Genomic DNA, 26,553 nt, shown 5'->3' with positions numbered 1-26,553 from the left:
CGCGCATCTAATTGTTTTTTTTTAAGCTGGATCGCCTTAGGTATTCCAGTTTGCTTATTAGTTGCGCGCGTCGCGCGCGTGCCACTCACCTACCCCGTTGCCCCGCAGCACAAGTTGCCCTTGCTGCTGCCTTTATATCTGCTGGCTCCCGTAGCAGTGGAGGTTCATCGTCGCCTCACCGCTAGCACCTGGTCAGCCTACGGCATCGCTTGGGATTTGCCTTTTGCCAGGTCCGCCGCTGCCGGGTTTGGGGTAGCTGCCGGAGGTGTAACCCTGCTCGTGGCATTACAGCTGGGTCTAGGCTGGCGGCGGTGGCAGCTCCCTGGCCAACCTGTTGCCCCAGGGGGGATAGTGCTGCCACCAGCAGGTCAAGCGAGTGTCGGCACCGACGATCAAACCCTATCTAGTCCTTCGCCAGGGGTAGTGCTGCTCGCAGTACTGCCCCTGGCGCTGTTTGTAGGCTGGATTGAAGAACTGGTGTTTCGTGGCGTGATGGTGAATGGGCTGGGGCAGGCGCTGCCGGTGGGGCTGATGGCGATCGCCGTCTGCCTGATTTTTGCCGTCTCACACCTAGTGTGGGATGGCCCCGCCGGAGCGCCCCAGCTACCGGGGTTGGCGATTATGGGGGCAGTGCTGCTGCTGGCTCGCTGGACCGGGGGCGGCAGCCTGGGCTTGGCCTGGGGGCTGCACGCTGGATGGGTCTTTGCGATCGCCGCCATCGATGCCCTGGCCCTGCTGAAGCCTGGCAAGGACGGCCCTATTTGGTTAGTGGGGCTGCCCGATCAGCCGCTGACGGGGGTGCTGTCCCTGGGGCTGCTGGTGCTCACCGGGGTAGGGGTGTGGGCGTTGGGGTAAACAGACGATGGCTAAATCACCTGAAGGCATTAGGGACGGTTCAAGGTGACAATGGTGATAGGGGTGAGGGGTTGCCAGCGAGTCAGTGCCCCAACGTGAACTCCCTGCTGCACCTGAATTTGACGCAGCTCTACTGACCAAGCAGCTCTCCCGTCTGCGGTTCTGCTAGCCCAGGTCAGCACCGTACTGGTGTGCTCTAGGGTCGCCAACGCAAGGACGATGCGGCCCTGGGGCCGGAGGCGCTGGGCACTTAGGTCAAGAATTTCAGTCAGGTGACCGCCGCTGCCGCCGATAAAGATGCGATCGGGGTCGGGCAGGTTCGATAAGGCCTCAGGGGCGGCTCCATAGATCGGGTGTAGGTTGGCATTGCCCAGACGGCGCTGGTTTTGCTGAATTAAGCCGTGACCAGCGGCGGTTTTCTCAATGGCATAGGCTTGGGCAGTGGGGCAGAGGCGGTTGATTTCAACGCTGACGGAACCAGTACCCGCCCCAACATCCCAAATAACCTGCCCTGGTTTGGGATCTAGATCGGCCAAGATTTGAATGCGAATGTCGCGTTTGGTAATCAGGCCGGGGCGATCGCTGAAGGTAGCAAAGGCGCGATCGGGCAGGCCAATCAGCGGCAAATTCTCGGTATTGAGCCCTTCTGCGTGGTGCCGTTGGAGCACCACTACATTGAGGGCCGCAAAGGTTTTGCCCACCGTAGTTTCGGGCGTTAAGTGGTGGATGGTTTCGGTGTCATCTCCTAAATTTTCACAGACCGTTAGGCGATAGCTATAGGGCAACCCCAGCGAGAGAATGAGCTGCCCTAAAACAGCCGGATTGTGAGTCGGGTCGGTGAGTACCGCAATCAGTGCATCCCCTCGCCGCAGGGCAGTGGTGAGTTCTTCGGTGGATCGGCCGTGGGCGCTGATCAGCGTTGCCCCCTGCCAAGGGAGTTTGAGCCGACTAAAGGCCAGCTGCACCGCGCTCAGATGGGGGTGAAAGGTCAGGCTCTCGGCGGGCAAGTGGTCTAGCAGCAACCGCCCCAGGCCAAAAAAGAGCGGGTCGCCAGAGGCCAAAACCACAGCAATGCCGGGTTTAGCAGCGTCCAGCCGCTGACGAAGGCGATCGAGGGTTGCCTTTAGATCTCCCAAGACCCAGGTTTGTGCCAACCCGTCGGGAAAGTAGCTGAGATGCCGGGGGCTGCCCACCAGCACCGCCGCTTGGTCAATCAGCTGCAGCAGTTTGGGCGACAGCCCCTCTCGCCCATCCAACCCTATTCCTACTACTTGAATTGGGGTCATGGTTGCTGCTCCCAAGCCAGCACCAGCAGAGCATTGAGAATGGCCGCCGCCACCGGCGAGCCTCCTTTGCGGCCCTCCACTCGAATTTGAGGTACCGAGGTCTGGGCCAGGCGCTGTTTCGAAGCTTCAACCGCCACAAAGCCAACCGGAGCACCGATGACTAAAGCAGGATGGGCTTGGTCTGAGGCAATGCGATCGCACAGCGCCATCAGCGCCGTCGGCGCATTGCCAATCACTACCAGCGCGTTAGGATGCTTTTCCAAACACCGCAACAGCCCGGTTTCTGTGCGGGTGCGGCCATCCTCTGGCGGTTCCCCCACCGTCACGGCTGTCAGCAAAGGATTTTGGAACGTGCGCTCCACCATGCCCGCCACTCCCTGACGCACCATCGTCACATCTACAATAATGGGGTCGCCTTTAGAAAGATGGTGGGTTGCGGCGGCGATCGCCCCCTCACTAAACCTCACCAGCTCCTTAAACTCAAAATCAGCAGTGCTATGAATGACGCGCCGCACCACCGCATACTCCGCCGGAGTGAACGGGTGGGCGCCCACCTCCCGATCGATCAGCGCAAAACTTTCTTCTAAAATAGGGCTCTGCCACAGCTGCGCCATAAAATCCCTAAACCGTCCCTAGCCGTAACAACGTCCCAATCCAAGACGCCCCATCATCCCACACTGCCTTCCCATCTTCCTTACCCCCTCACCCTCCCCACCTATTCCCCACCCCCATGCCCGCCTACTACTTCTGGGGCGATGACGACTTTGCCCTCCAAAAGGCCGTCCAAACCCTGCGCCAGCGCACCCTCAACGAGGCCTGGGCCAGCTTTAATTACGATGTGGTGCCAGCCGAGGCTAGCAGCGGCCCATCTCAGGCCCTCAACCAGGCGATGACGCCTCCCTTTGGCGAAGGCCAGCGGCTGGTGTGGCTAGCGAATACCAGCCTGGGGCAACGCTGCCCAGAAACTGTCCTGGCCGAGTTTGAGCGCACCCTGCCCCAGCTGCCCGACACCTCGGTGCTGTTGCTCACCAGCGCCGCTAAGCCCGACGGCCGGGCCAAATTCATAAAACTGTTTAAAGCCTGGGGTGAGGTGCGCGAGTTTGCCACCATTCCTCCCTGGAAAACCGACCAAATTCACCAGCAAGTTGCCGCCGTAGTCAAGGAGCGGGGTATGAACCTTGAGCCTGGCACCCTCGATCTGCTGACAGAAGCGGTGGGCAACGACACCCGTCAGCTCCATCTAGAGCTAGAAAAGCTAGCCCTCTACTGGGGGGCCAGCCCGCAACCCATTCCCCCCGCTGTGGCCGCAGAGCTGGTGACGGTGTCGACCCAGACCAGCCTTAAGCTGGCCCAAGCCCTCAAGCAGGGCGATACGCCCACCGCCCTGGCATTGGTCAGCGACCTGCTCGATCGCAACGAGCCCGCCCTGCGCATTGTGGCCACTTTGGTCAGCCAGTTTCGGCTGTGGCTGTGGCTCAAAGCCCTAGTCGGGGTGGCCAGTGACGCTGAGGTGGCGGCGGCGGCAGAGATCGCCAACCCCAAGCGAATTTATTTCCTAAAACAAGAAGTGCGATCGCTTAGTTTGCCCCAATTGCAACGGAGTCTGCCTTTGCTACTAGAATTAGAATCTGATTTAAAGCAGGGCCGAGATGAACGCGCTACTCTACACACAAAAGTGATAGAACTTTGTCGGGTGTTTAAGCCCGGTGGTGCCTAGCCTCAGAGCTGGAACTCACAGGGGCGCTGTCCCGTCTGGGCTGTGAGATTCGAGCGATCGCGCCGAGGGTGGCGTTTACCCAAAAAGAGCCTTGCTTTAAGAGACTTCTTTTTTGTTGGAGCACAGGGCCATTCTGGTTGATACCAGCACAGGAGCTATAAACATAATGATCCACCTATTGATTCACCCTTTATCTGCTCACCGTCGCACTGCTTTGGCGGCGGCGATCGCCAGTCTTGCCGTATTAGCCGGTGGTGCAGGCATTTCTATTCCCACGGCCACGGGCAACGTCACCCTAGGAAGCGCCGCCTGGGCACAAAACAGTTCGGTCTCCTCTGAGGAAGTAACGGCCTACGCTGCCTCAATTCTTGAGATGGAGGCCCCGCGCAACGAGGCCTTAAGCCAAATCAAGACCCTGCTAACCGGCACCAGCTACGACATCAGCAGCATCGATCTGTCGTGCACGGGCACCGCCAACCTCAACCAACTGCCCCGCAACCTGCGGGGTGACATACGCACTATCATCGTCAACTACTGCAACCGGGCCAGCGACATTGTGGAGACCCACAGGCTGCCGAGGCAGCGGTTCAACCAGATCACGGCCACCTATCCCCAAGATCAGGCTTTGGCCGAGCAAATTCGGGCGGCGATGATACAGCTTCAGCAACAATCTGTCAACGGCGCTAAATAATGCAGTTTATCGACCAGGCTGAAGTTGAGGTCATTGCCGGTGACGGCGGCGATGGCGTCGTCGCCTTTCGGCGCGAAAAGTACGTTCCTGCTGGCGGGCCAGCGGGGGGCAACGGTGGCCCCGGTGGCTCGATCTACCTGCGGGCTACTCAGCAGCTTCAAACCCTGCTCGATTTTCGCTACGCCCACCGATTTAAGGCCGACAACGGTGAGCGGGGTGGTCGCAAAAATATGACCGGCGCTGCTGGCGTCGATCTATACCTGGATGTGCCCTGCGGCACCGCCATCTACGATGTCGCCACCGACCAGCTGATGGGCGATTTAGTCGAGCCTGGCCAGCTGCTTTGCGTGGCTCAAGGAGGCAAGGGGGGTCTGGGAAACCGCCACTTTCTCAGCAACCGCAACCGTGCTCCAGAGCACGCCCTGCCCGGTCTACCCGGCGAAGAGCGACGGCTGCGCCTAGAGCTTAGGCTGCTAGCCGAGGTCGGCATTGTCGGCCTGCCCAACGCAGGCAAATCGACCCTGATTTCAGCCCTGTCAGCAGCACGGCCCAAAATTGCTGACTACCCATTTACCACCCTCATCCCCAATTTGGGGGTGGTGCGCCGTCCCTCGGGCGACGGCACCGTATTCGCCGACATCCCCGGCCTCATTGAAGGGGCACACCAGGGGCTAGGACTGGGCCACGAGTTTTTGCGCCACATCGAGCGCACTCGGCTGCTGCTGCATGTAGTCGATGCCACCGCCGAGCAGCCAGTCGAGAACTTCCACACCATCCAACAGGAGCTAGCGGCCTACGGACGCGACCTAAGCGATCGCCCCCAGGTTCTAGCCCTCAACAAAGTCGATGCCCTCACTCCCGAGGCCTTAACCGAACTCATCCACCAGTTCGAAACGCTCGTGCCGGGGCCGGTGTACGGCATTTCGGCAGTGGCCGGTACGGGCTTAGGCCCCATGCTTCAGCAAATTTGGGATCTGCTCGACCAGGCCAAAGCAGCAGCAGCGGCAGCAGCGACGGTCTTTGCCGTACCCCAAGACTGAGTGCGATCGCAATTCACCCCCTACGCCCGTACCCAAAGCCTGCCAACGGTACGCAAAGATACCGTTCGGCCCCCATCTACCGTTACTTCGGCCATCCCCTGCGGGCATGCTAAGCCTGTGTTTTACCAGGGGTTAGGCTTTGGCCATGAGCGTTTCTGTGTTTTCAGTGGTGCCCGAGGGGAATGTGGCCAATGAAGCGGCCATATCCCCTCCGACCTGGCCCTGTTGTTCGCTTCAAGGTCTGTCTTGGGCTGAGCGTCAGCAGCGGCGCAGTCAGGCGATCGCCGCCCTTGACCTCAGCTTGCCCAGCAGCATCCCCGCCTGGGAAGAGGCCGTTCAAATGGCGGCCCGCTTCCTTAGCGTACCGATCGCCGTGGTTACCCTAGCTGACAGCCAGACCGAATATGTGCGAGCCGCCTACGGGCTGTCATCTCTCGGTGTAGGCAACCCCCTATCGCAGCAGCGCCAGATCCCTCTCACCGAGGGGTTGGGGGCCTATCTACTCGATAGCGAGAAACCCCTAGTTGTGACCGACACCCTAGAAAACCCCGTCTTAGCCCAGAGCAATCTGGTCATGACCTACGGTGTCAGGGCCTACAGCGGAGTCCCGCTCATGACTAGCCAGGGCATCTGCATTGGTACCCTGGCCGTGATGGATATGCAGCCGCGATCGTTCACCGCCCAAGAGCTAGGGTTCCTAGCCATGGCCGCCCGTTGGGGCATGAGCGAGTACGAATGCCATCGGGCCACCTGTCTCAGCGCTCCTCAGGTGCCGTTGGCATCTTTGGTAGGTCAAGTGCGCCTCAACCTGATTAGCCAACTCACCCAGGAGTTGCGTAGCCCCCTGACCACGGTGCTCGGCATGACCACCATGCTCAGCCGAGAAATCTATGGCCCTCTCACCCCCAAACAGCGCGAATACACCGACATTGTGCACCGCAGTAGCCAGACCCTGATGGCTCTGGTCGAAGAACTCATCGACATCAACCCCCTGGAGGCTGAACGCGCTGATCTGGTGCCGACCACCATCGATATTGAAGCCTTGGGTCAGCAGGTGCTGGCCACCCTCGCCCCCCTCGCCGACGCCAGCGCCCAAACCCTCAACCTCTCCGTAGAACCCGGCGCAAACCACTGGATTTTAGACCAGCGCGTGGTCAAGCAAATTTTGTATCATCTAGTCTTCAGCATCATGCAGGTCGCTGGAGACAATGGCAACCTGCGCATTCATGCCTGTCGGCGGGGCAACACTCTGGCCCTGGCCCTGTGGCTGTCTAACCCTTGGTTAGGAGAAGGGCTGCCTCAAGAGGTGGTGACAGTGCTCCAGACTTCGCCAGTGCCGCGTCAACCACCTCATTCTCTGCTCGGCCTCTTGCTGGGCCAGCACCTAGTGCAGCGCCACGGCGGACAGCTAACCGTCCAGGGAAATGGGGATAGCGACTGTCGGCTGATGGTGCTGCTGCCAGGGCTGGATGTCACCAAAGCACGGTTAGAATTGGGCCATCCAACCGAAGTTGAGGCCACCTGTCAACGGTAGACGGGGGGAACTTTACGCAAGCTTAACCAGAAGCCGATGTTTCCTTAAGCTGAGTCCGACAGGATAGCGGAGTGGTGCAGACGCCGATCCGCTAGCTGGCGGCGAGCAAACACTACGGTTGACGAGCACTCCCGAGGTCACGAGCTAGTCTCTACGGGAGGCGATCGACCGTGGTGGGCGGTCTGCCTGCGTCTGTCCACGCTCCGTTAGGCTGGCTGTGCTGTGCAAAAAAATCCCCCTGGTCGATCGCCATTGGCGACGGTGCAAGAGCGCATTTTAATCATTGACGACGAAGACTTGATCCGCGAAACCGTGGCCCTGGCGCTGACAGAACAGGGTTATCAGGTGATCACCGCCGAGTCAGGGCATCGCGCCCTAGAGCTGATGTTTCCAGCCGCTGGGGACGGTCTCGCTGGTCTAGACATTGATTTAGCCATTGTTGACCTGATGCTGCCTGGCGTTAATGGGCTAGATATTTGCCGCATGATGCGCCATCACAATCTAGCCATGCCAATTATGATTTTGAGCGCTAAGGGAACTGAGATGGATCGGGTAGTGGGTCTAGAGGTAGGCGCTGACGACTACTTGCCCAAGCCCTTTGGCATGCGCGAACTGGTTGCCCGCTGCCGCGCCCTGCTGCGGCGGCACCAGTGGTCAACGTCACAACCCGACAGCACTATTTTGACTTACCGAGATATTGTGCTCCACGCCACGGAGTTTAGGGTGCTGGTGGCGGGGCAAGAGGTGAATTTATCGCCTAAGGAGTTTCGCATTCTGGAGTTATTTATGCAGAGCCCCAATCGGGTTTGGTCGCGGGAAGAGCTGATTCAGTCGGTGTGGGGAGCTGATTTTGTGGGCGATCGCAAAACTGTAGATGTGCACATTCGCTGGCTACGCGAAAAGATTGAGCACGACCCGGCGCACCCACAATATGTGACAACGTTGCGAGGGTTTGGCTATCGGTTTGGGTGAGGGAGTGAGGCAGTAGGAGAGTGGGGGATGGTTTCCCTTAGGATGGCTAGAGGCGATATGATCGGTAGGGATCAAGTTGCAATGGGAGATACGCCGTGCGAGAAATTTTGATTAGCCTAGGAATTTTGGCGGCCTGCTGCGTGGTGCTGCTGGCGGCTCAATTTACCAGCCCCCAACCCGAGGCCATGGCCGCGAATTTGAATGCCCCCCAGGTCACCGAAGCGGTCATAGCTGAACCCGTCGCCCAACTTGCCCAGGCTGCCGCTGACCTAGTTCCTGCCAATGAGGATGCCTCGACTATGATGCCCGAAGAGACTTTGGTGACTACCGACTCTGGCCTACAGTACGTTGACGTTGTTGAAGGCACGGGGGCCATGCCCCAACCGGGGCAGCGGGTTACAGTGCACTACACCGGCACCCTCGAAAACGGGACTAAATTTGACAGCTCCCGCGATCGCGGTCGCCCCTTTACCTTTCAAATTGGGGTGGGCCAGGTGATCAAAGGCTGGGATGAAGGAGTTGGCACCATGCGGGTAGGTGGTCAGCGCAAGCTGGTAATTCCCTCGGAGCTAGGTTATGGCAGCCGGGGCGCTGGGGGAGTGATTCCACCCAACGCCACCTTACTGTTTGATGTAGAACTGCTGCGCATCGGCTAGCCCGAGCCCGACGCAAATTCTCCTGAGCCAGCCCTAGGAGGCCGCAAAGCGTTCTAGGGCTGGCTGTAGATCTAAGGTTTCGGGCACCCGCAACACAAATTCATCGCTCAACACGTCGTGCAATTCGGTGGCGGTGGTCAACAGACGCTGCTCAGAGCGGCCGTCGAGATAGCGGGTGGTCAACTGGTTGTTGAGCAGGGCATAGCGACAATCATCTCCTGGCCGAGCCGCAATCAGCGCATTGACAAACAGCGATTGGGGATAGGTTGATACATACCAATTGCTGACTTCGTAGTCGCAGCGCTGCTGCGCTTGTAGGTCAAAGCAGTACAGCGGTTTCCACACCTGGTTGAGCTGAGCTTCTAAGCAGTAGGTCTGTCCAGTTACCGCCAGGCGGTAGGATTCGTGGGAGGTGGACTGCGGCCGATCTGGCACTAGCGCCAGCGGTTCTGTCATCGTTAGACCGCCAAAACCCACGTCGGCAATATAAGACGTTTCATCAATATCCACTTTCAGCAGCATGTGACTGCGGGGCGTGATAGTGTCCTTCGGCAAATTCCATCGCACGCGGGCGGCCAGGTTCGTCACCTGAAAGCCTAGGGCCACGAGCACCGATCGCAGCAGCAGATTTTGCTCAAAACAGTAGCCGCCCCGCTGGTCATGGATCAGCTTTTGCTGTAGATCTTCTAACGTTAGGGAGACGGGCTGGTGGAAAAATGAGCTGAGATTCTCAAAGGCAATGGTGCTGGTGTGACCTTGATGAACGGCTTTGAGAGTATCTAAGGTAGGCGCAAGATTTCCATCTTGGAGGGCTTGGCCCAAGGCAACACAGCCAATACGGTCAAAATAAGCCTTTAGATCGAGAGTCACTGACTCTGTGTTATTGAGAGAATCTTGTGCCATAGCCGTCGCTCCCAAACCCGCTCAAAAATTCTGTTATCTCCCTCAACCAAGACTGGGCAGTGGTCAGCGTCAGGCGATCGCCCAGTAGCTTTGAGAGAGCATAGCCGCTCAGGTCAAGGGTACGCACCAAAGCAGTGCCCACGCGCTTGGAAATAGAGACGGTCGTGAGATGATCGTAAACCCTATTGCCGTCGGCCAGAGTCTTTAGACCGCTGAAAGTCTCGCAGGGCGCGCTGGGTTTTAGGCCCCGCGACCCCGTCTACCGGGCCAGGGTCATAGCCGCGCTTGGCCAACTGCTGCTGCACTTGGCGAGCGCCCTCGGCCAGGCTTTCGTCTAGCTCTTCGAGCAGCTCCAGGGCCTTGTCGCCGGGGTTAGCGGTGTGGGTAAGATCGAGCAGTTCGCGCAGCCGCGCCTTAAGATTTTCGTTCACCGAGGCGTAGACCCGCGTGGCGCTACCCAGGCCAATGGCATGGTCAATGAAGTGGTCGGCTTCGTTGATCCAAAAGTCGAGCCGGCCATCGTCTTCGGCTAAGGCAAGCAGCTCGTCAAGGCGCTGGCTTTCGGCATCGCTTAGACTGGGGCGCGCCGCCAATCGACAGTATTCTTGCACTAAAGCCAAACAGTCGGCGTCGGCAATGCCTGGAATTTGCTGCGTTAACGATTCACCCATAGTCTGACTCGCCTATGTCGGTACGGTATCAACAAAGCATGCAACAAAGCTAGATCTGTAGTTTACCCGCTGCTAGACCGGCTCCACGAGGGGGAAAACCCCCAAAGCCACTAGTGACCAGCCATTTTGTGGCCAATGTCGGCGACGTTGGCCTGCTCAACGGGGCTCTCGTAGACAAAATGCCCTTCGCTAATTACCAAAATGCGATCGCCTAAGGCAAGCAGCTCGTCGAGGTCTTCGCTCACCAGCAGCACCGCTACGCCCCGGTTGCGGGCCTCTACCAGGGCGTTGTGAATTTGGTCTACGGCTTGAAAATCGAGGCCAAAGCAGGGGTTGGCGGCGATCAGCAGGTTGACGTCGGGGGATGACAGCTCCCGCGCCAGCACCACCCGCTGCACGTTGCCTCCCGATAGGTTTTGAATCGGGGTATCGGGGGACGGGGTCTTGACGGAAAACGCCGCAATCAACCCCTCGGCTGCCTCGCGGATGGCCCCGAGCATAAGCCACAGACGAGCGCGGGCTTGGGGAGGGCGATCGAAGGTGCGCAGAGCCATGTTCTCCGCTACGGACATACCGGGCACGCAGGCGTTGCGCAGGGGCTCCTCAGGCAGGGTGCAGACACCGTGGCTAACCATTTCGGCCCGAGTGGCCCGGTAGGGGTCGCCGTTAACCTCGATGTGCCCATGGGTAGGCGATCGCTGCCCCGCCAGCACCTCCACCAGCTCGCGCTGGCCATTGCCCGAGACCCCAGCAATGCCAACAATCTCGCCGCTATGCACCGTTAAATCGAGGGGGCCAAAGGCGAGTAGACCATTGTCTTTAAGCGCCGCTAAGCCATGCACTGTCAGCACAGGATGGCGTTCTGTAATCGGAGCTTTATCGACCGACTTGGTAGCCCGCTCGGCCCCCAGCATCATGCGGGCCATATCAGACACGGTCAGGTCGGCTACGGCTCCATGGCCCGCCAGGTAGCCCTTGCGCAACACCGTCACCTCGTCGGTAAAGGCCAGCACTTCGCGAAATTTGTGAGTAATCAGCAGCACGCTGAGATGACCGGCCTGCACCTCCTGGCGCAGCAGCCCCAGCACCTCGTCGGCCTCGTCGGGGGTGAGCACCGAGGTGGGCTCATCGAGAATCAAAATGCGGCTTTGCAGGTAGAGCTGCTTGAGAATTTCGAGCTTTTGCTTTTGCCCCGCCGCCAGCTGGCCCACGGGCACATCGAGGTCAACCTGAAAAGGCGATCGCTCCATAAAGGTGCGTAGGGCGGCGTATTCTCGCTTCCAGTTGATCACCTGGGCGCGATCGTAGCGGCTGAGCACCAGGTTTTCGGCCACAGTCATGGCGGGCACTGAGGTAAAGTGCTGGTACACCATGCCAATACCGCAGCTGTGGGCATCCTTAGGGCTTTTGATGGGATAAACCTGGTCGTCAACCAGGATTTGCCCGGCAGTGGGCGAGTAAAAGCCCATAATGCACTTCACTAAGGTGCTTTTACCGGCCCCGTTTTCCCCCAGCAGACCGTGGAAGGTGCCGGGTTTGAGGGTGAGGGTGACATCGTTGAGGGCCACCAGGCTACCAAACCGCTTGGTCATGTTCACCACCTTGAGTTCGGGGGGTGAAGTGAGATGCAGCAGGGGCGGGGCAACGGTGGTCATCGGCGGCTCAGGAATCTCGACAGGGAAACCAGACAGGACTCACGGACCGATCGGTGTAGGCCGATACTCAGATTGAGGCATCATACTGCCATAGCCTGGCCCAGGGCTGTTAGCAAACGCTCATTTTCGGCAGTGGTGCGCACCGCCACCCGAAAGTAGTCTGCCCCTAGTTCAGGAAAACTTAGACAGTCACGAATTAGTACCTGGTGACTGCGCAGCATTGTCTCTTGCAGCACCGGCGCTGGGGTGGTAGTGCGCACTAGCAGGTAGTTGGCGGCTCCTGCCAGGGGCCGCAGCCCAAGGATAGCCTGCAACCCATCGCAGAGGGCAGCCCTAGCAGGGGGGAGCCACTGCCAAGTGCGGGTTTGAAAAGCTTTATCTTGCACTGCTGCGATCGCCGCCGCTGCCGCCAGGACATTCACTGGCCAGGGGTCGCGCCAGCGCTGCCACCTGTGCAGCCGGTCAGGGTGGCCCAGGGCATAGCCGATGCGCAAACCCGGCAGGGTATAGAACTTGGTCAGCGATCGCAGCACCACCAGATTTGGATAGCGACCAAGTTCACCAATTAACGACTGCTGCTGATGCGGCGGCACAAAATCCATAAAGGCTTCATCCACAATCACGGTGTCAGCGCGATCGAGCAGAGGCTTGAGGCTGTCGATGCTAAACAGATGGCCGGTGGGGTTGTGGGGATTGTTGATTAAGATGCCGGCCCCCTCGGCATCGGGCCAGGCGATCGCGGCTTGCAGGGTACCGTCTGCCTTAACCTCCCTTAGGGAAAGCGGCCAGGGCTGAATCGGCACCCCAAAGGCGGCTAAAGCCCGCCCATAGTCACCAAAGGCTGGAGTCAGCAGGTGGCAGCCCGCCGCAGGCCTCTCGGTCAAGTCGCGGGCGGCCCAGGTGAGCAGTTCGGCCGCGCCGTTACCCGGCAGCACCCAGTCGGCGGGCACCTGGTGGTGGCTGGCCAGGGCACAGCGCAGGGCGGCGTAGTCGGGGTCGGGGTAGTGGCGCAGCTGCCCCAGGGCCTCGGTCATGGCCCGAGTCACCGACTCGGGCGGCCCTAGGGGGTTGATGCTGGCCGAAAAGTCTATGAGAGAATCGGGGGAACAGTTGGCGATCGCAGCCGCCCAGACCAGATTTCCCCCGTGAACAGGTCGAATTGAAGGTGTGGGAGCAGAGGGTATGAAAGTCAAGGGAGTGGTTACTTGGCCACTTTTTCTTTGAACAGTTTGCCAGCAGAAAACGCAGGTACCTTGGTCGCCGGAATCACCATGGTGTCGCCGGTTTTGGGGTTGCGCCCTTCCCGCTCTTTGCGTTCGCGGCGCTCAAAGGAGCCAAACCCTACTAGGGTAACTTTTTCGCCTGTAGCAACAGCTTCCATAATGGCGTCAATGGTGGCCGTAATCACCGAGTCCACGTCTTTTTTGGTCATAGACTTATCGCCGGCAGAGGCTTTCTCAGCCACCTTATCAACGAGTTCAGCTTTGTTCATAACTGTCTCCTATGGGCAAAGAACACTGGGATAGCAGCCGCAATTTGACGATAGACCCAGAGCACGTACAACGGCCCCGGCAGCCAAAACGGCTGAAACCCCTGTCAATTCAGAATTTCACTGCCCCATTCTAAGGGCATCACTGGGAAAGTGGATCGCCAAAAGCTTTAATTTATGTGGATTTCGGGGTTTTTTAAGAAATCTAAACAACTAAAAGCCCTAGACCACTGCTGCTAAGCGGCCTAGGGCAATGTTCAAAGCCCATGTCTGCCAAGGGATACAGGGGTTGAGCCAGAGCTTAGCTGGCAGGGCTGCCCGACCAGTTGACCCAGTCCTGAGGCTTGAGAAAGACGTCGTACAGGCGTGCTTCGGGGCTTTCTAGCTCAGGGGTGTAGCCATACTCCCACCGCACTAGCGGGGGCAGCGACATCAAGATTGACTCGGTGCGCCCGTTGGTTTGCAGACCAAAGATCGTGCCCCGGTCGTACACCAGGTTGAACTCGACGTAGCGGCCCCGACGGTAGAGCTGAAACTGCCGCTGGTGGTCGCTGTACTCCGTAGCATGGCGGCGCTCGACAATGGGCACGTAGGCGGGCAGAAAGGCATTGCCGCAGTCGCGGGAGAAATTAAACAGATCATCCCAGTTGCGGGAAGGCAGTTCGCCAATGCCCTGGCTGGTCTGGTCGGCAGCTTTGCCTGCGTCAGGGCCTCGGTAGAGCATGCCCTGACCATCCTGGTAGTCAAAGAAAATGCCACCCACACCCCGAGTCTCGCCCCGGTGTTTGAGGTAAAAGTACTCGTCGCACCAGGGTTTGAAGACCCGGTAGTAATTAGGATTGTGGCGATCGCAGGTCTGTTTCAGCGTCTGGTGGAAGTGCACCACATCTTCGTCAAAGGGATAGTAGGGGGTGAGGTCAATGCCGCCGCCAAACCACCACACCGGGCCGGCCTCAAAGTAGCGATAGTTGAGGTGCACCGTCGGAATAAACGGGTTGCGGGGGTGCAGTACCATCGAGGTGCCAGTGGCATAAAAACGATGGCCCGCCGCCTCGGGGCGCTGCACTAAAATCGACGGCGGCAGGTGGTCGCCCCACACTTCAGAAAAGTTAACGCCGCCCTGCTCAAAGATATTGCCCTGCTTAATCACGCGCGATCGCCCGCCGCCGCCCTCAGGCCGCTCCCAGGCGTCTTGCTGAAATTGGGCACCGCCATCGAGGGCCTCTAGCTTGTCACAAATGCTGTCTTGCAGCTGCTTCAGCATGGCGCTGACGCGATCGCGAGAATCGGCCGGAGGTGCAGTGGCGGCAGCAGCGGGCTTAGATACAGGGGTGGTGGTCATGGGCGTGGAGAAAACAATATGTTATGTCGGCACCGGGTCGAATATGTCACACTGTGGAATGGCCTAAGCAAGGCTTGGCGGATCCATTGTTCTCCCGCTGCCTGCATTTTGCCCGATGGCCGTCTAGGCAATTTGGCCTGAGGCAACACCATTCACGGTACCCAGTTTTCACACGCTACCGTGAAACCCGACCCAACACCAACCTCATCCGCCAGGTTGAGAAAAATGTTTAGAAACGCAACGTTCTGTAACGACAGTTCGGCCTAGCCCAGCTTTTTGCCCCCGTAACGCCCGCCATGATCGTCTTGTCAACTTCCTTAACCGGCCACAGCCCTCGGGTATCTCCCTGGGAAGCTAGCGATGGAGGTCGTTGCCATGTTTAGCGTTGAGCGTTTCCCCCGCCCGTTTTTGACCCTGCTACACCTGATCCATAGCTGGGTGCAGGTGCAGCAGCAGTTGGAGAAGTCTTACCTAATTGTCAGCACTGCCTCGGTCGAGACTCTCTGGCAGACGATTATGAACCTGGCTGATGTCTCTTGGCACCCACTGCTGACCAGCACCAATGCGCCCCAGGGTCTCAAACCCAAACCAGGGCTAATCTATCGGGCATTCACCAAAATTTGCCCCATTCCAGTGAAGATTTTTGTGGAACGGGTGCAGCCCCATGAGCTGATTAGCGTGCGGGTGCTGCCCATTCCCGGCTTGGAAGAGCGCGTTACCTACCATCTCAAATCTACCGTACGGGGCACTCAGATTTCTTACTCGGTCACCCTGCGAGGGTGGCTGTCGCCTTTGGCCTGGTCGCTGTTGCGCCCCTACGCCGCCAAGGTGGCGTCAGCCCTGGCCGAAGCTGCCGAGCACCCCGATCTGCTCAGTGGGCCAAACTCTCGCTTTCAAGTCTGGTAGCATCGCTTACCCTAGGCACTTGTGCTCAAGGGGGGACGGGCAGCTTAAGATAGGGAATGGTTTGCTCTGTCTCGTGACCTGCGAGATGAGCAGCGGTGGGCAGTGCCCACCCTACGGATTGCCAACCCTGGTCGCCAAAAGTTGGTGATTTAAAGCTGTCTTGTTGTAGACGTCCCTATTCGCTGGCCCACCGCCCTCAACTCCATGAGCCTAACCCTCTCCGAAGCTTCTGTATTAGACGTGCTGCGCCCGGTGCAAGACCCGGAGCTGCAAAAGAGCCTGGTCGATCTCAATATGATCCGTAATGTGGCGATCGCAGACGGCACCGTGAGCTTCACCCTGGTGCTGACTACCCCCGCCTGCCCCCTGCGCGAATTCATCGTGGAAGACTGTCAGAAAGCCGTGCGATCGCTGCCGGGGGTGGAGACAGTCAAGGTGGATGTCACCGCCGAGACGCCTCAGCAAAAAGCCTTACCCGATCGCACCGGCATTGGCGGCGTCAAAAATATCATTGCGGTTTCTAGCGGCAAGGGCGGTGTGGGCAAAAGCACCGTAGCCGTGAACCTGGCTGTTTCCCTGGCACAAATGGGCTCAAAGGTCGGGCTGATCGACGCCGATATCTACGGCCCCAACGCGCCGATTATGATGGGCCTGACCGAGGCTCAGGTGGTAGTCAAGCAGGGCGAAGTGCTAGAGCCCGCCTTTAACCACGGCGTCAAAATGGTGTCGATGGGCTTTTTAATCGATCGCGACCAGCCGGTGATCTGGCGCGGCCCGATGCTCAACGGCATTATTCGACAGTTTCTCTACCAGGTAGAGTGGGGCGAGCTGGACTATTTGATTGTGGATTTACCCCCCGGCACGGGCGATGCCCAGCTCACCTTGGCCCAGGCAGTGCCCATGGCCGGGGCGGTGATTGTCTCTACCCCCCAGTCGGTGGCGATCTCTGACGCTCGCCGGGGGCTGAAAATGTTCCAGCAGCTCCAGGTGCCGGTGCTGGGCATTGTCGAAAACATGAGCGTGTTTATTCCTCCTGACGCACCGGAGAAGCGCTACGACATCTTTGGCTCTGGCGGTGGCGAGCTGCTGTCTAAGGAGCTGGATCTGCCGGTGTTAGGCTGCATTCCCTTAGAGATGGCAGTGCGCGAGGGCGGCGATGCGGGCATTCCCATTGTGGTGCAGCACCCCGATTCGGAGAGCGCCAAAGCGCTGCGGGCTATGGCCCAGCAGGTAGCGGCTCGGGTGTCGGTAGCGGCGTTGGCGCCTTAGGTTTGGGGTTTAGGGTAGAAGGTATAGGGGTTAAGGTGTTCCCCTGCACCTTGAACCCTATATCCTGCACCTTCTAACGCTTGTTCTTGTCATAATCGATTGGGCGAACTGGTAGGCAACGGCAATGTTTTTAACCGACGCGCAAAAGCAGTGGCGATCGCTGGCGGCGGGCTGGCAGGGTGTCGACTGGGTGCTGGTGGCGCTGCCCGTGGCGCTTACCGCCTTTGGGGCGGTTGTCATTCACAGCATTCAGCGCAACACCGATGACAGCCACTATGGCTTAAACCATGTCGTGCTGGGGGTGATTGGTCTGGGCCTTGCCCTGTGGGTGGCCCGCAGCCGCTACGAACATCTGCGCAACTGGCAGTGGATTATCTACGGCATTGTCAATCTGCTGCTGGTGGCAGTCATGTTTATCGGCACCGTGGGCGGGGGTGCCCAGAGTTGGATCGCCGTCGGTAGCTTCTACGTGCAGCCCTCGGAGTTTGCCAAGCTGAGCGTCATTATTACCCTGGCGGCGATGCTCAGCTCCCGCGATGCCTCTACCCTCTGGGGGGTCGGCAGTGCGATCGCCGTCATTGTGCTGCCCTGGCTGCTGGTCTTTATTCAGCCTGACCTCGGGACTTCGCTGGTGTTTGGGGCCATTGCTCTGGCGATGCTCTACTGGGCCAACTGCAACCCCGGCTGGCTGGTACTGTTTATATCGCCCTTGGTGGCGGCGATTATGTTTCACATGCTGCTGCCCGGCTGGCTGGTGTGGAGCCTGGCCATGGGGTTGATTGCCTGGTTTACGCTGCCCTGGCGCTGGTTTAGTACCGTGGTAGCTACGGCGATCAATCTGGTGTCGGGCAAACTTGGGGATGTGGTTTGGGGCCTTTTAGAAGACTACCAAAAGGATCGCCTGGTGCTGTTTCTCGACCCTGATAAAGATCCGCTCGGGGGCGGCTACCACCTGATTCAGTCGCGCATAGCCATTGGGGCAGGCAAACTCTGGGGTCAGGGTCTGGGGCAAGGTACGCAAACCCAGCTCAACTTTATTCCTGAGCAGCACACCGACTTTATTTTTTCGGCGGTGGGGGAAGAGTGGGGCTTTGTGGGGTCAATGGTGGTGATTCTCGCCTACTGGCTGATCTGCTTTCGCCTGGTGATTATTGCCCAAAATGCCAAGGATGACTTTGGCTCACTGCTGGTGATTGGCGTGCTGGCGATGATCGTATTTCAGGTGGTGGTCAACATTGGCATGACTATGGGTCTGGCACCGATTACAGGCATTCCCCTGCCATGGCTGAGCTATGGGCGATCGGCGCTGCTGACAAATTTTATTGCCCTGGGCATGGTGGAGTCAGTGGCAAACTTTCGCCATCGACTAAAGTTTACAGATTAGGGCGATCGCTTCTACTCCCAATTTTCACCTTCATCCTGCCAGAGAAACCTATCAGCGCTCAAACCTAGCAACCGAGGCGATCGCCCCAGTTCTGTAAAAAGCGGCAAACTTTAGAACCGCCTCTATGAGACGCTCCATCAGGGTTTGGCCTGGCTAGTTTTGCCTACAGCTTTTGCTTGTGACTACCGTTTCCGTTTCCACTCAAAACTGGGCTGCCCTTAGCCTGCTTAACATAATTTTGCAGGGTGGCAATGGAGCGGCAGTTGCTCTCTACAAACTTAGGCACTAGGCTCAATCGAGTGACTATTTTCTCTAAACGGGAAAGGCGCCCTTCAAGGGCCGCTGTTTGTTGAACTGTAGGTTGAATTGCCTGAAATATTTGATGCAGATTGGCGCGATGTTGCTCCTCTGTTGTTTCAGCTGTGGTTTCGATAGTGTTTAAGCGCACGCTAAACTCAGCGATTTGCTGGGTTGAGGTTTGTGCCCACTGCTGAAGGTAGGCTTCATTTTCCAGAGAGATCGCCAAGGTCTCTGAAATGGTGCCTAGGTCAACCTGTTGCAATATGTTTTCTACTTGACTGAGGCGGCTATCGAGTTTGACCACCGCTTGATTGAGAAGCTGAATAGAGTCTTGCCAGTCTGGAGTAGCTTGCAGGGTAGATTCAAGCTCCTGAAGACGGCCTTCAAGCAGAGCGATCGCCTGGGTGCGATCGCAGGCTTCCTCAATCAAACCGCTAAACTTTGCCAGCAGTTGGTCTACCGCACTCGCTTGCTCGGTCTCTACCGGTGGAGTGTCGTCACTCACCACCTGCCCCTCAGCTGGATTGGCCGGGGGGGGTGGCTCTGGTTTTGGCGAAGACGCTTGCGTTTCCATAGTTCGATTCACCAGACTGACCAACCATTTCGCCACCGCCATAATGGTTTCCTCAACCACCACCTGAGCCATCGACTCGGGTGGTGGGCTTGGGGAAACCGGCGAGGCTGCCGTCGGCTGACAGCTTGGCGCTTTTTTTCTGATCAACAGTCGAGATAGCCAGCTCATAATCAACCTCCTGCAATGCCTATAGGGTTCATTTGGGTGCCCTTTGTTGCTCGGAGTTAGGCATTGGGTTTACTGCCAGTCACAGGAACTAGCTTATAGAGCGTTGCCTGATCGGCATCCGGTGCCAGATTGGCAGACGCAGTAGTTTCCTCCACTACGCTTTTAACGGTGTTTACCGTACTGCCAACTGTCTCCTGAACATCATCAGCAGTGCTCTGCACAGTATTAACGGTGCTTTTTACAGTTCCGCTAATCCCCTCAGCCGTTTCTCGCACCGCTTCGTTGATCTCCTTGGCTGTCGTATTGACCCCAACCGCAACACTTTGAACCGCATCGCCTACGCCTTTAACGGTTTCGTCAATTCCAGCAGTCGTTTTTCTGACGGTATTGCCAACCCCTCGCACAGAGGTGTTGATGCGATCGACAACACCTCTGTTGGTTAGGGCGCCGGCAATGCCCCCTAGAGTGGCCCCTATCAAAGCCCCAATGGCCACCTTGGTAAACGCCTGACTGTTAGGAGTGACGTTTTGATCAGAGGAATTAGACCCATCCTCGATTATTGGGGAAATCTGATTCCCGTTCCCGGCGGTGACAGCTTCATCATTAGATGTAGGCACTATTTTCTCCTTGGCTGTCATTAAGGCGGGCAGTCTCAACCTCTGGAGAGGCATAGGGTTGGGGAGAAATCGTGATTTCTTCGGTGACAAAATCGGTGGATGAGGTGGAATTGGCTACATCATTTTGAATTTCAGCCTCTGATTTCCAGTCATCAAGATTGACAGTCTCGGCTTCAATGACATCTAATACGTCACTCATTTCTACAGCAGGTCCTTCAACCGCTGAACCGTCAGACGTTGGGTGCTGAGTGCCCTCAGCAATGTCCTTAACAGTTTGGTTAATCTGCTCAGTCGTAGGTTGAACGGCTTTAGCCGCAGGTTGAACGGCTTCAGCCGCCGTTGTCTTTGCGTGTTGAGCCCCTTCGGTGATGCCCTCAGCAATGTCCTTAACAGTTTGGTTAATTTGCTCAGTCGTAGACTGAACGGCTTCAGCCGCAGTTGTCTTTACTTGTTGAGCCCCTTCGGTAATGCCCGCTGCTGCGCCCTTAACCGTTTGGTTCACCTTCTCCGTCGTGGTATGCACAACGTCGGAAGTAGTCGATTTTACCTGTTGGGTTCCTGTCGTGATGCTCTGGGCAGCGTCTTGGGCTGAGCCCACTACGGCATAGGTTGCCCCCTCAGCCACGCTCCTGGCTGCGACACCGACCCCTTGGGCAGCCTGACCGAGGCCCACACCAATGGTTTGAAGGGCGCGGCTTACCCCTCGGGCGCTGTGGTTAAAACCCGCAGAGGTTTTGCGATTGGCTAGAGCAGCAGCCAGTGTGCCTAGGGTTCCGCCCACTAGGCCGCCAACCAATAGCCTGGTCAGCGTTGGGTTAGACTGGCTCTCCTGAGGCGGCTGGGGCGGGCTCTGCTCTGGTTTCACTTCGGTTTTGACTTCGGTGTCGATCGTGGGCTTGGCCTCTACCTCATAGACGTTGGTTGGAGGCACTTCACCATGAACCTTGACGGTGGGTGAAAAATTTGCCTCAGGGCTGGGGGGCTGGGCATCGGTCTGATTTTGGGTTGTGAATTGTCGCTCGCTATTCATAGAGACTCCTGATTTTGTTGGTGATTTTTGAGTGGTGCTTTTGATTGATGATGGTGTCAGTAATTGTTATGAATTCGAAACAAAACTAACTTTTTCTCACCTCAAGAGCGAAAGGATACAAAGGTGCTAGGTAGGGGGTTTCTAGCTGCTCTTTGCTACCGTTTGAATTCACTGTCACCCTATCAAGCTCAGTGGCGACCTTGATGAAACTATGGAGGTAGATAAAATAATCTAAAGGGGTAGATCGCACGGGTAGAGAGGCGGCGATCGCTTTGACCTAGGTTCGAAGAGCAGCCCGCAGATGCCCAGACCGTTAGCTAATGTCCATTAATCGCGCCAAAGGCAATCTGATAGCAGCAATCTCTAGGTTAGGCATTGACGTTATTCAATAGAATCTTCGCTGTCGGGATAGCGGTGCATCGCTTCACGCATTGCCCTATGGTTGCGCTCCACGACCAACCCTAACCCCCTTGCTAACGCTACTTTTGCCTAGGTTTCAACGGTCACGCTAGGTTCTTCTTATAAGCTTCGATGATGAGAGTGACAAAGTTGGCTTCGTTAAAGCGCTCGTCTTGCATGAGATGAGAGGCACCCACGATGCGAAGCGCCAGCAGTGCGCCAATAATCTCCATGGCAGTACGTACCAAAATACAAAGTGGCTAAGCACAGCAAACAGATCTGGGGCCATCGGCTGGGCCAAGGCTTACAAACCCAGCTCAACTTCATTCCAGAGCAGCACACTGACTTTATCCCTTTGATCATTGGCGAGGAGTGGGGCTTTGTCGGGTCAATGGTGGTGATTTTGGCTTACCGGCTGATCTGCTTTCGCCTGGTGATTATTGCCCAAAACGCCAAGGATAATTTTGGTTCGCTAATCGTGATTGGCTTGCTGGCAATGGTTGTGTTTCAGTATTACAGTTGTAGATAAATTAGGTTGAGTATGCCTAGTTGTAGGTAGAGCCATGCTGGATGGCACAAACTTATCTACAACTGTAATACCACTGAGCCGCAGGCAACGTTGATGATTACTCCTACGGCTTTGGCAGAGATATGAACCTAGGGATGCGTGCCCTAGACATCGCAATGGGGGAACACCTCTTGGTCAAACAATGCTTGAATCGCTTGGCTTTTATGGGCCAAGAGAGGTTCATAGTCCTCGCGGGCTGGGATGGTGTAGTTGGCGGGGCAGGGTTGCAGAGTCGGCAGCCAGGCCGTATGTAGCGTGAAGCCAAAGCTCAGGGAAGGATGGTCTAACTTACAGACCGGGCCCTGGCTGAGATGGCTGGCATCAAAGATCCAGATCTGGGGGCGATCGCCCTCAAAGACGTGGCAGATCAGATATCCAGCGGTGGGATCATCGGCGGGGCTGTTGACCTTGGGCACAAACTGCGGTGAGTTGATTAAATAGCCCTGGGTGCTGGCATCGAGGGAGCAGGGAAATTGGTAGGTATCGGCGATCGCCATCGATTGGGTATCGAGCCGAAAGAGACAGGTGGGTTTGCCTTGGTTATCCGCCACGATGTGCAGCAGCTCAGGCACCGACACCACCCGATAGCGGTAATCCTCAAACAGATTAACCACAAACTCCGTCAACAACTCGGGAAACAGCCCGCCAGCATACCAGTACATCTGGGTTACGGTCTGAGGCTGATGCACCGTCGGCAAGGCATCGCGAAAAGTATAAAGGGCCACGCCCCAGGTCTCTGGATCTTGGCAGAGGGTTTGCGACGCCAAAATTTGCCCGGTGTGAGGATCAATATCGTAGCGCCCAAGTACGCTGATATCAGTTTCGTAAAGCAGCATGCCCTTGAGGCGCGAGGGTGGCGACAGACTTGGGTCAGTCGCCAACTGGTCGTAGTCGCGCAGCCATTCGGCGGCATCGGAGGCACAGACATGCCCCATGTGTATCCTGATCCGATCCCCGGCGGCATCGTCATAATCGACAGCAAAATGCAACACTTCACGGGGAATCACGAGTTTTTGCGCTGTAACCTTGGCCTCTAGTTCAGCCTTGGCTGGTATCTGCCCATGGTGTAGGTGCTCTCGCCGCACCAGATATACGACTGAATCCGGCGATGGGGCCCCAGCTAAGAGGTGACGAATTTCTCGTTCTAGAGGCTGGTTTGCAGGCACAGGATTATTCAACACTTCTGCTAGCCCGATACTAAAGGCGGTATCAACCAGCACCACATAGTGTTCTGTAATGCCAATCTGGTGAAGGCTTTGGTGAATCTTGACGGGAGAACCATCGGGGAGAACCAACCGCCACCGTTCTAGGTCTCCCTCTCCATCCCAGCGCACCAGATAGACAAAGTCATCCATTTTGATCAAGGTCAGAGCCTCAAATTGGCGCAGCCAAAAGGCCCAACTGTCAGCCGAAAGCGTAGCCAGGGTAGCCAACAGGAACTTGAAGGGCAACTCTAGCCGAAACAGTCGGGCGATCGCCTCTAACCAAGCTGCTAGCACACTGGGCAGCTCCGCTGCGGCCTCAAGCGGCGGAATGGTCTCTAAAAAGCTGGCAGGCGATCGCCCATAGTTCACCGTCAAAATTTCGTGGGTAATCGGGTCGAAGCAGGGATGGGCGGTGGTGAGTACTGGCAGAAACGGCGTCAACAGCGATGATTCGGGCCGCCACTCTTGGTTTGACCCCACGGGGGTGACAACATCTAAGGTGAGCGGGTCGATCTCGTAGGGGCGGCCAGCATCGTAGGTGAGCAAGAGGCGATCACGATCGTCGGTTGCAGACCGAAAGGGCAACAGCGCCGTATTCAGCTGGTTGCGCATGCCCAGGGCTAGAGAAAACCTTGAAAGCCCGTGATTTTGAAACCGATAGGGGGCGTACTGGTTGTTGGCGTGGGTGGCGCGATCGGCATAGAAGCAGGGTGTTTTCGCCAGGCGGGTGGTGATACGAGCCGTATCAGAGGAGTCAAAGTCTAAGCGGTAGACCATGCCATCGCCGTTGAAGACTGGGCTGCCGTCGAGGTAGGGTAACTCACCGGAGTCAACTGATCCCACCGGACCGACGGTAAAGCAATGGCCGTAAATATCGGAGGGCAGGCTACCCTCCAACACATTCAAGGCGATATCGGTGAGCTCTACACGACTGGCTGTGAGAATAGCCTGGGGAACCGATTGATAGCAGGTAGATTCAGTGGGCATTAGGCTTGAAACCGCTGGTAAATCTGATCGAAGAGAGCCCGCAGTTGGGTGGCGATGTGGTGATGGCCTGACAGCCAAGACTGCTGATATCGCTCGACCAGTGTGGAAACTAGCGGTTCAAAATCGTCTCGCACGCTGTAGTGATTGGGCGGCGGCGAGGCAATCTCGGGTAGCCAGGTGGTGTGAATAGTAAAACCACAGTTGAGCTGATCACTGCACAGGCGATACTTCGGACCCTGGCTCAGGTGGGCCGCATCAAAAATCCAAATTTCCTTGCCGTGGTCAGCCTCGCCCGGTGCCGAGAAGACCAAGCAGGTAATGTAACCATCGGTAGGACCACCATCCCCGTCCTGGCGCGGAATAAACTGCGGTGAGTTGGCAAAATGACCGGGGGGAAAGGTGTAGGCGTCTGGGGTAGACAGCTTGAGCTCTAAACCTTGATCACCATTGAGGTGGCGGTCGATATGAACATGGCACAGCGTTGCCGCCTGCCCGTCACGGTTGGCCTGCCGGGCAGCTTCAACGCCGACCGTGCGGTATTTATAGTCGCTGTACAGATCTGAAACATAGTCTGAGAGCAGTTCTTCCCAGCCCCCAAAAAAGACCCAGTACATATCATCGACCTGCGCCGAGGGTTCCAAGGTCATGTTGCGGTAGGCATAAACCGGGTCACCCCAGCAGTAGTCTTGCTTGATCAAACAGGGTTTGAGGGCGGCCTCTCCTTCCCCATTGGGGTTGATCACGTAGCTACCGATCCAGTTGATGTCCATGCCGTCGCACAGCATACCGGCTAACAGAGGCGTATTGGGGTCGCCGAAGGCGGAGCGATCAAAATGGCGAATGGTCTCGGCGGCATCGGTGGCACAGCTGTGCACGGTGTGGAGTACGATGCCGTCCTTGTCTTCGTACTCCACCACATAGTGTGCAATCTCGCGGGGAATAGTCAGTTGTCGCGCCGTCACCGTGCGGGGTTGGGGGTTACTTTGCCAGGGCGCTTCAAGATCATCGCGTCGAATGATATAGACAGGGGTATCGGCAAGCTGAGAATTGTCGGCTAAATCCCGAAACAGCTCTTCGACTTCGCCGATCATTTCACTCTGTTCAAAGGGCAGCAGCTCTTCGAGAGAAATTTTAAAGGCTGTATCGATCAGGACAATGAAGTGTTTGGTCGCCCACATTTGATGCAGCGTTTGCTTGATCTGGAGCGGGCGGCCGTCTTCCAGCACAATCTTCCAACGATCGAAGCAGAGGGGATCGCCCTCGCCGCCCGACTCCGCCCCTCGCCAGCGCAGCAGTTCTACGTAGTCATCGTCGTCAATGGCATCGATTAGTTGCACAATCGATTGCCAGGTGTCTTGGGTCGCCTGGGCTTGATCAGAGCCGGTGCGAATTAGACTTTCGACTCCGTCGCTGAACCAGTGCCAGAGCTGATGCCAGACCTGTTTGGGAGCCTGGAGTGGATCGGCCGAGCCGACTGCTGCTGGGGGCTTTGCAATATGCGGCAGCCCTGGAATATGCCTCAAGACCTGCCGCAGCGTCGGCAGAAAGCCGGAAATTGATCGCCCCAGATTGATGGTGTAGAGCTCTTTGCGCTCAAAGTCAAAGCTCGGATGGGCGCAACTCATCGCCAACTGAAAGGGGAAATTGGCAAACAGTGGGTTGACAGCCTGCCATTCGCGATTCAGCCCAATCGGCTGCACTATCTCTAGGGTGACCGGATCGATTTCGTGGGGGCGGCCCATATCTACCGATAGCAGCAGGCGATAGGGAGTATTGTCGTCAAACCTTACGGGGGTCAGGGTGACGCTGAGCTGAGTAGAGGCCCCCAGGTAAATTGAGTTCCGGGCAATGCCAAAGTTGGCGAAATTGAGATTGGGGTAGTTCGGGTTGTTGTGAACGATTTCATCGGCGATGTAGCTTGCCGATTGGGCAAGCTTGGTTTTGAGATATGCCCGCCCTTGATCAAACTGAATCCGATACACCATGCCATCGCCGTTGTAGAGCGGCGTGTAGCCGTCTTGGGTGGGGTGCAACAGACAGGGATGATGGGGATCCCAGGGGGAATCTAAACTGCCGGCAGGGCCAAGAATAAATAGGTAGCCCGCCAGCCCCGCATCCAGCATGGTGTCTTGATCGGTAAGGCCCTGCTTTACAACGAAGGAGACATGGTCAACTTCGGCACGACTGACCGAAAAAATGGAGCGGGGAAACCGAGGAGATCTTGGGGAAGCCTGATCGGTATCGGGAGCCGTAAACGTCATGAAGGCAAGCTCTAAGCGATCTCTGCCGCCATCTTAAGGCACAAATTCTGATAACTCGCATTCCTAAACAAGAT

26 protein-coding genes are annotated in these 26,553 nt (G+C 57.3%); 11 read left to right on the top strand and 15 right to left on the bottom strand.

Annotation, left to right across the window (positions count from 1 at the left end):
- The first annotated feature begins 78 nt into the window (after positions 1–78).
- Positions 79–855, top strand: a complete 777-nt coding sequence (locus H6F57_RS17025) for a CPBP family intramembrane glutamic endopeptidase (protein ID WP_190624902.1) — start codon at positions 79–81, stop codon at positions 853–855.
- 29 nt (positions 856–884) lie between these two features.
- On the opposite strand, the gene cbiE is transcribed toward H6F57_RS17025, so the two are convergent.
- On the bottom strand, positions 885–2,141 hold the full coding sequence (gene cbiE, locus H6F57_RS17020) for a precorrin-6y C5,15-methyltransferase (decarboxylating) subunit CbiE (RefSeq protein ID WP_190624901.1): 1,257 nt from the start codon (positions 2,139–2,141) through the stop codon (positions 885–887).
- On the bottom strand, positions 2,138–2,755 hold the full coding sequence (locus H6F57_RS17015) for a cobalt-precorrin-8X methylmutase (protein ID WP_190624900.1): 618 nt from the start codon (positions 2,753–2,755) through the stop codon (positions 2,138–2,140). Before H6F57_RS17015 ends, cbiE begins: the two co-directional genes overlap by 4 nt.
- 116 nt (positions 2,756–2,871) lie before the next feature.
- On the opposite strand from H6F57_RS17015, the gene holA reads away from it, so the two are divergent.
- From holA to H6F57_RS16985, 6 genes are all read left to right on the top strand, one after another.
- Entirely contained in the window at positions 2,872–3,858 is a 987-nt protein-coding gene (gene holA / locus H6F57_RS17010; RefSeq protein ID WP_190624899.1) for a DNA polymerase III subunit delta, read from the top strand.
- A gap of 166 nt (positions 3,859–4,024) precedes the next feature.
- The gene (locus H6F57_RS17005; RefSeq protein ID WP_190624898.1) at positions 4,025–4,549 is read left to right on the top strand and encodes a DUF4168 domain-containing protein; all 525 of its coding nucleotides are present in this window, start codon (positions 4,025–4,027) and stop codon (positions 4,547–4,549) included.
- Positions 4,549–5,589 carry a GTPase ObgE gene (obgE, locus tag H6F57_RS17000; RefSeq protein ID WP_190624897.1) on the top strand — a complete coding sequence of 347 codons (1,041 nt, stop codon included), beginning with the start codon at positions 4,549–4,551 and terminating at the stop codon, positions 5,587–5,589. Before H6F57_RS17005 ends, obgE begins: the two co-directional genes overlap by 1 nt.
- Before the next feature lie 145 nt (positions 5,590–5,734).
- Complete coding sequence (locus tag H6F57_RS16995; RefSeq protein WP_190624896.1) at positions 5,735–7,123, top strand: GAF domain-containing sensor histidine kinase; 1,389 nt, start codon at positions 5,735–5,737, stop codon at positions 7,121–7,123.
- 222 nt (positions 7,124–7,345) lie between these two features.
- A complete protein-coding gene (locus H6F57_RS16990) occupies positions 7,346–8,095 on the top strand; it encodes a winged helix-turn-helix domain-containing protein (protein ID WP_190624895.1) in 750 nt (249 codons plus the stop codon).
- 95 nt (positions 8,096–8,190) lie between these two features.
- Positions 8,191–8,751, top strand: coding sequence for an FKBP-type peptidyl-prolyl cis-trans isomerase (locus H6F57_RS16985; protein ID WP_190624894.1), 561 nt, complete (start codon positions 8,191–8,193; stop codon positions 8,749–8,751).
- A gap of 33 nt (positions 8,752–8,784) precedes the next feature.
- Here the strand turns inward: H6F57_RS16985 and H6F57_RS16980 are convergent, their stop codons facing one another.
- The 7 genes from H6F57_RS16980 to hemF all read right to left on the bottom strand — a co-directional run bounded on the left by H6F57_RS16980 (position 8,785) and on the right by hemF (position 14,811).
- Positions 8,785–9,654 carry an arylamine N-acetyltransferase gene (locus H6F57_RS16980; protein WP_190624893.1) on the bottom strand — a complete coding sequence of 290 codons (870 nt, stop codon included), beginning with the start codon at positions 9,652–9,654 and terminating at the stop codon, positions 8,785–8,787.
- Entirely contained in the window at positions 9,632–9,796 is a 165-nt protein-coding gene (locus H6F57_RS16975) for a hypothetical protein (protein WP_190624892.1), read from the bottom strand. The genes H6F57_RS16980 and H6F57_RS16975 overlap by 23 nt, the downstream gene beginning before the upstream one ends.
- A gap of 40 nt (positions 9,797–9,836) precedes the next feature.
- Positions 9,837–10,325: a peptidoglycan-binding domain-containing protein gene (locus tag H6F57_RS16970; RefSeq protein ID WP_190624891.1), complete on the bottom strand. Its 489-nt coding sequence runs from the start codon at positions 10,323–10,325 to the stop codon at positions 9,837–9,839.
- Positions 10,326–10,435: 110 nt separating this feature from the next.
- A complete protein-coding gene (locus tag H6F57_RS16965; RefSeq protein WP_190624890.1) occupies positions 10,436–11,980 on the bottom strand; it encodes an ABC transporter ATP-binding protein in 1,545 nt (514 codons plus the stop codon).
- An 80-nt stretch (positions 11,981–12,060) separates the two neighbouring features.
- Positions 12,061–13,164 (bottom strand): threonine-phosphate decarboxylase CobD, encoded by a 1,104-nt coding sequence (cobD, locus tag H6F57_RS16960; RefSeq protein ID WP_190624919.1) that lies wholly within the window; start codon positions 13,162–13,164, stop codon positions 12,061–12,063.
- Between the two features lie 17 nt (positions 13,165–13,181).
- Entirely contained in the window at positions 13,182–13,472 is a 291-nt protein-coding gene (locus H6F57_RS16955; protein ID WP_073609394.1) for an HU family DNA-binding protein, read from the bottom strand.
- A gap of 298 nt (positions 13,473–13,770) precedes the next feature.
- Positions 13,771–14,811: an oxygen-dependent coproporphyrinogen oxidase gene (hemF, locus tag H6F57_RS16950; protein WP_190624889.1), complete on the bottom strand. Its 1,041-nt coding sequence runs from the start codon at positions 14,809–14,811 to the stop codon at positions 13,771–13,773.
- Positions 14,812–15,186: 375 nt separating this feature from the next.
- Between hemF and H6F57_RS16945 the strand changes: the two genes are divergently transcribed.
- The 3 genes from H6F57_RS16945 (at position 15,187) to rodA (ending at position 18,370) form a co-directional block, all read left to right on the top strand.
- Positions 15,187–15,717, top strand: coding sequence for an SRPBCC family protein (locus H6F57_RS16945; protein WP_242024744.1), 531 nt, complete (start codon positions 15,187–15,189; stop codon positions 15,715–15,717).
- Between the two features lie 204 nt (positions 15,718–15,921).
- Positions 15,922–16,986, top strand: a complete 1,065-nt coding sequence (locus tag H6F57_RS16940; protein WP_190624888.1) for an Mrp/NBP35 family ATP-binding protein — start codon at positions 15,922–15,924, stop codon at positions 16,984–16,986.
- A 124-nt stretch (positions 16,987–17,110) separates the two neighbouring features.
- Positions 17,111–18,370 carry a rod shape-determining protein RodA gene (rodA, locus tag H6F57_RS16935; protein ID WP_190624887.1) on the top strand — a complete coding sequence of 420 codons (1,260 nt, stop codon included), beginning with the start codon at positions 17,111–17,113 and terminating at the stop codon, positions 18,368–18,370.
- 163 nt (positions 18,371–18,533) lie between these two features.
- On the opposite strand, the gene H6F57_RS16930 is transcribed toward rodA, so the two are convergent.
- From H6F57_RS16930 to H6F57_RS28075, 4 genes are all read right to left on the bottom strand, one after another.
- Positions 18,534–19,412 carry a hypothetical protein gene (locus H6F57_RS16930; protein WP_190624886.1) on the bottom strand — a complete coding sequence of 293 codons (879 nt, stop codon included), beginning with the start codon at positions 19,410–19,412 and terminating at the stop codon, positions 18,534–18,536.
- Positions 19,413–19,468: 56 nt separating this feature from the next.
- Positions 19,469–20,029 carry a hypothetical protein gene (locus tag H6F57_RS16925; protein ID WP_190624885.1) on the bottom strand — a complete coding sequence of 187 codons (561 nt, stop codon included), beginning with the start codon at positions 20,027–20,029 and terminating at the stop codon, positions 19,469–19,471.
- Positions 20,016–21,059, bottom strand: coding sequence for a hypothetical protein (locus H6F57_RS16920; protein ID WP_190624884.1), 1,044 nt, complete (start codon positions 21,057–21,059; stop codon positions 20,016–20,018). Before H6F57_RS16920 ends, H6F57_RS16925 begins: the two co-directional genes overlap by 14 nt.
- A gap of 503 nt (positions 21,060–21,562) precedes the next feature.
- A complete protein-coding gene (locus H6F57_RS28075; RefSeq protein ID WP_277873705.1) occupies positions 21,563–21,691 on the bottom strand; it encodes a hypothetical protein in 129 nt (42 codons plus the stop codon).
- Between the two features lie 23 nt (positions 21,692–21,714).
- Here H6F57_RS28075 and H6F57_RS16915 point away from each other — a divergent pair, with 23 nt between their 5' ends.
- Positions 21,715–21,987: an FtsW/RodA/SpoVE family cell cycle protein gene (locus H6F57_RS16915; protein ID WP_190624883.1), complete on the top strand. Its 273-nt coding sequence runs from the start codon at positions 21,715–21,717 to the stop codon at positions 21,985–21,987.
- Positions 21,988–22,130: 143 nt separating this feature from the next.
- Here H6F57_RS16915 and H6F57_RS16910 read toward each other — a convergent pair whose 3' ends face one another.
- Both H6F57_RS16910 and H6F57_RS16905 read right to left on the bottom strand, forming a co-directional pair.
- Positions 22,131–24,218, bottom strand: a complete 2,088-nt coding sequence (locus H6F57_RS16910) for a carotenoid oxygenase family protein (protein WP_190624882.1) — start codon at positions 24,216–24,218, stop codon at positions 22,131–22,133.
- Complete coding sequence (locus H6F57_RS16905) at positions 24,218–26,479, bottom strand: carotenoid oxygenase family protein (protein ID WP_190624881.1); 2,262 nt, start codon at positions 26,477–26,479, stop codon at positions 24,218–24,220. Before H6F57_RS16905 ends, H6F57_RS16910 begins: the two co-directional genes overlap by 1 nt.
- Positions 26,480–26,553: the final 74 nt, after the last annotated feature.

It is taken from the genome of Leptolyngbya sp. FACHB-60, from assembly GCF_014695775.1.
Classification (GTDB): Bacteria; Cyanobacteriota; Cyanobacteriia; order Phormidesmidales; family Phormidesmidaceae; genus Nodosilinea.
The sequence above is the reverse complement of the archived record's forward strand: the minus strand, read 5'-3'. Positions and strand labels throughout refer to the sequence as shown.

Bases quoted from the DNA above. Each gene is read 5' to 3' on its own strand.
- H6F57_RS16980 (WP_190624893.1), bottom strand. From the start codon at position 9,654: ATGGCACAAGATTCTCTCAATAACACAGAGTCAGTGACTCTCGATCTA.
- H6F57_RS16970 (WP_190624891.1), bottom strand. From the start codon at position 10,325: ATGGGTGAATCGTTAACGCAGCAAATTCCAGGCATTGCCGACGCCGAC.
- H6F57_RS16995 (WP_190624896.1), top strand. From the start codon at position 5,735: ATGAGCGTTTCTGTGTTTTCAGTGGTGCCCGAGGGGAATGTGGCCAAT.
- hemF (WP_190624889.1), bottom strand. From the start codon at position 14,811: ATGACCACCACCCCTGTATCTAAGCCCGCTGCTGCCGCCACTGCACCT.
- H6F57_RS17005 (WP_190624898.1), top strand. From the start codon at position 4,025: ATGATCCACCTATTGATTCACCCTTTATCTGCTCACCGTCGCACTGCT.
- cbiE (WP_190624901.1), bottom strand. From the start codon at position 2,141: ATGACCCCAATTCAAGTAGTAGGAATAGGGTTGGATGGGCGAGAGGGG.
- H6F57_RS16965 (WP_190624890.1), bottom strand. From the start codon at position 11,980: ATGACCACCGTTGCCCCGCCCCTGCTGCATCTCACTTCACCCCCCGAA.
- obgE (WP_190624897.1), top strand. From the start codon at position 4,549: ATGCAGTTTATCGACCAGGCTGAAGTTGAGGTCATTGCCGGTGACGGC.
- H6F57_RS16945 (WP_242024744.1), top strand. From the start codon at position 15,187: ATGTTTAGCGTTGAGCGTTTCCCCCGCCCGTTTTTGACCCTGCTACAC.
- H6F57_RS17015 (WP_190624900.1), bottom strand. From the start codon at position 2,755: ATGGCGCAGCTGTGGCAGAGCCCTATTTTAGAAGAAAGTTTTGCGCTG.
- H6F57_RS16940 (WP_190624888.1), top strand. From the start codon at position 15,922: ATGAGCCTAACCCTCTCCGAAGCTTCTGTATTAGACGTGCTGCGCCCG.
- H6F57_RS16910 (WP_190624882.1), bottom strand. From the start codon at position 24,218: ATGCCCACTGAATCTACCTGCTATCAATCGGTTCCCCAGGCTATTCTC.
- holA (WP_190624899.1), top strand. From the start codon at position 2,872: ATGCCCGCCTACTACTTCTGGGGCGATGACGACTTTGCCCTCCAAAAG.
- H6F57_RS16920 (WP_190624884.1), bottom strand. From the start codon at position 21,059: ATGAATAGCGAGCGACAATTCACAACCCAAAATCAGACCGATGCCCAG.
- H6F57_RS16955 (WP_073609394.1), bottom strand. From the start codon at position 13,472: ATGAACAAAGCTGAACTCGTTGATAAGGTGGCTGAGAAAGCCTCTGCC.
- H6F57_RS28075 (WP_277873705.1), bottom strand. From the start codon at position 21,691: ATGGAGATTATTGGCGCACTGCTGGCGCTTCGCATCGTGGGTGCCTCT.
- H6F57_RS16905 (WP_190624881.1), bottom strand. From the start codon at position 26,479: ATGACGTTTACGGCTCCCGATACCGATCAGGCTTCCCCAAGATCTCCT.
- H6F57_RS16930 (WP_190624886.1), bottom strand. From the start codon at position 19,412: ATGAGCTGGCTATCTCGACTGTTGATCAGAAAAAAAGCGCCAAGCTGT.
- rodA (WP_190624887.1), top strand. From the start codon at position 17,111: ATGTTTTTAACCGACGCGCAAAAGCAGTGGCGATCGCTGGCGGCGGGC.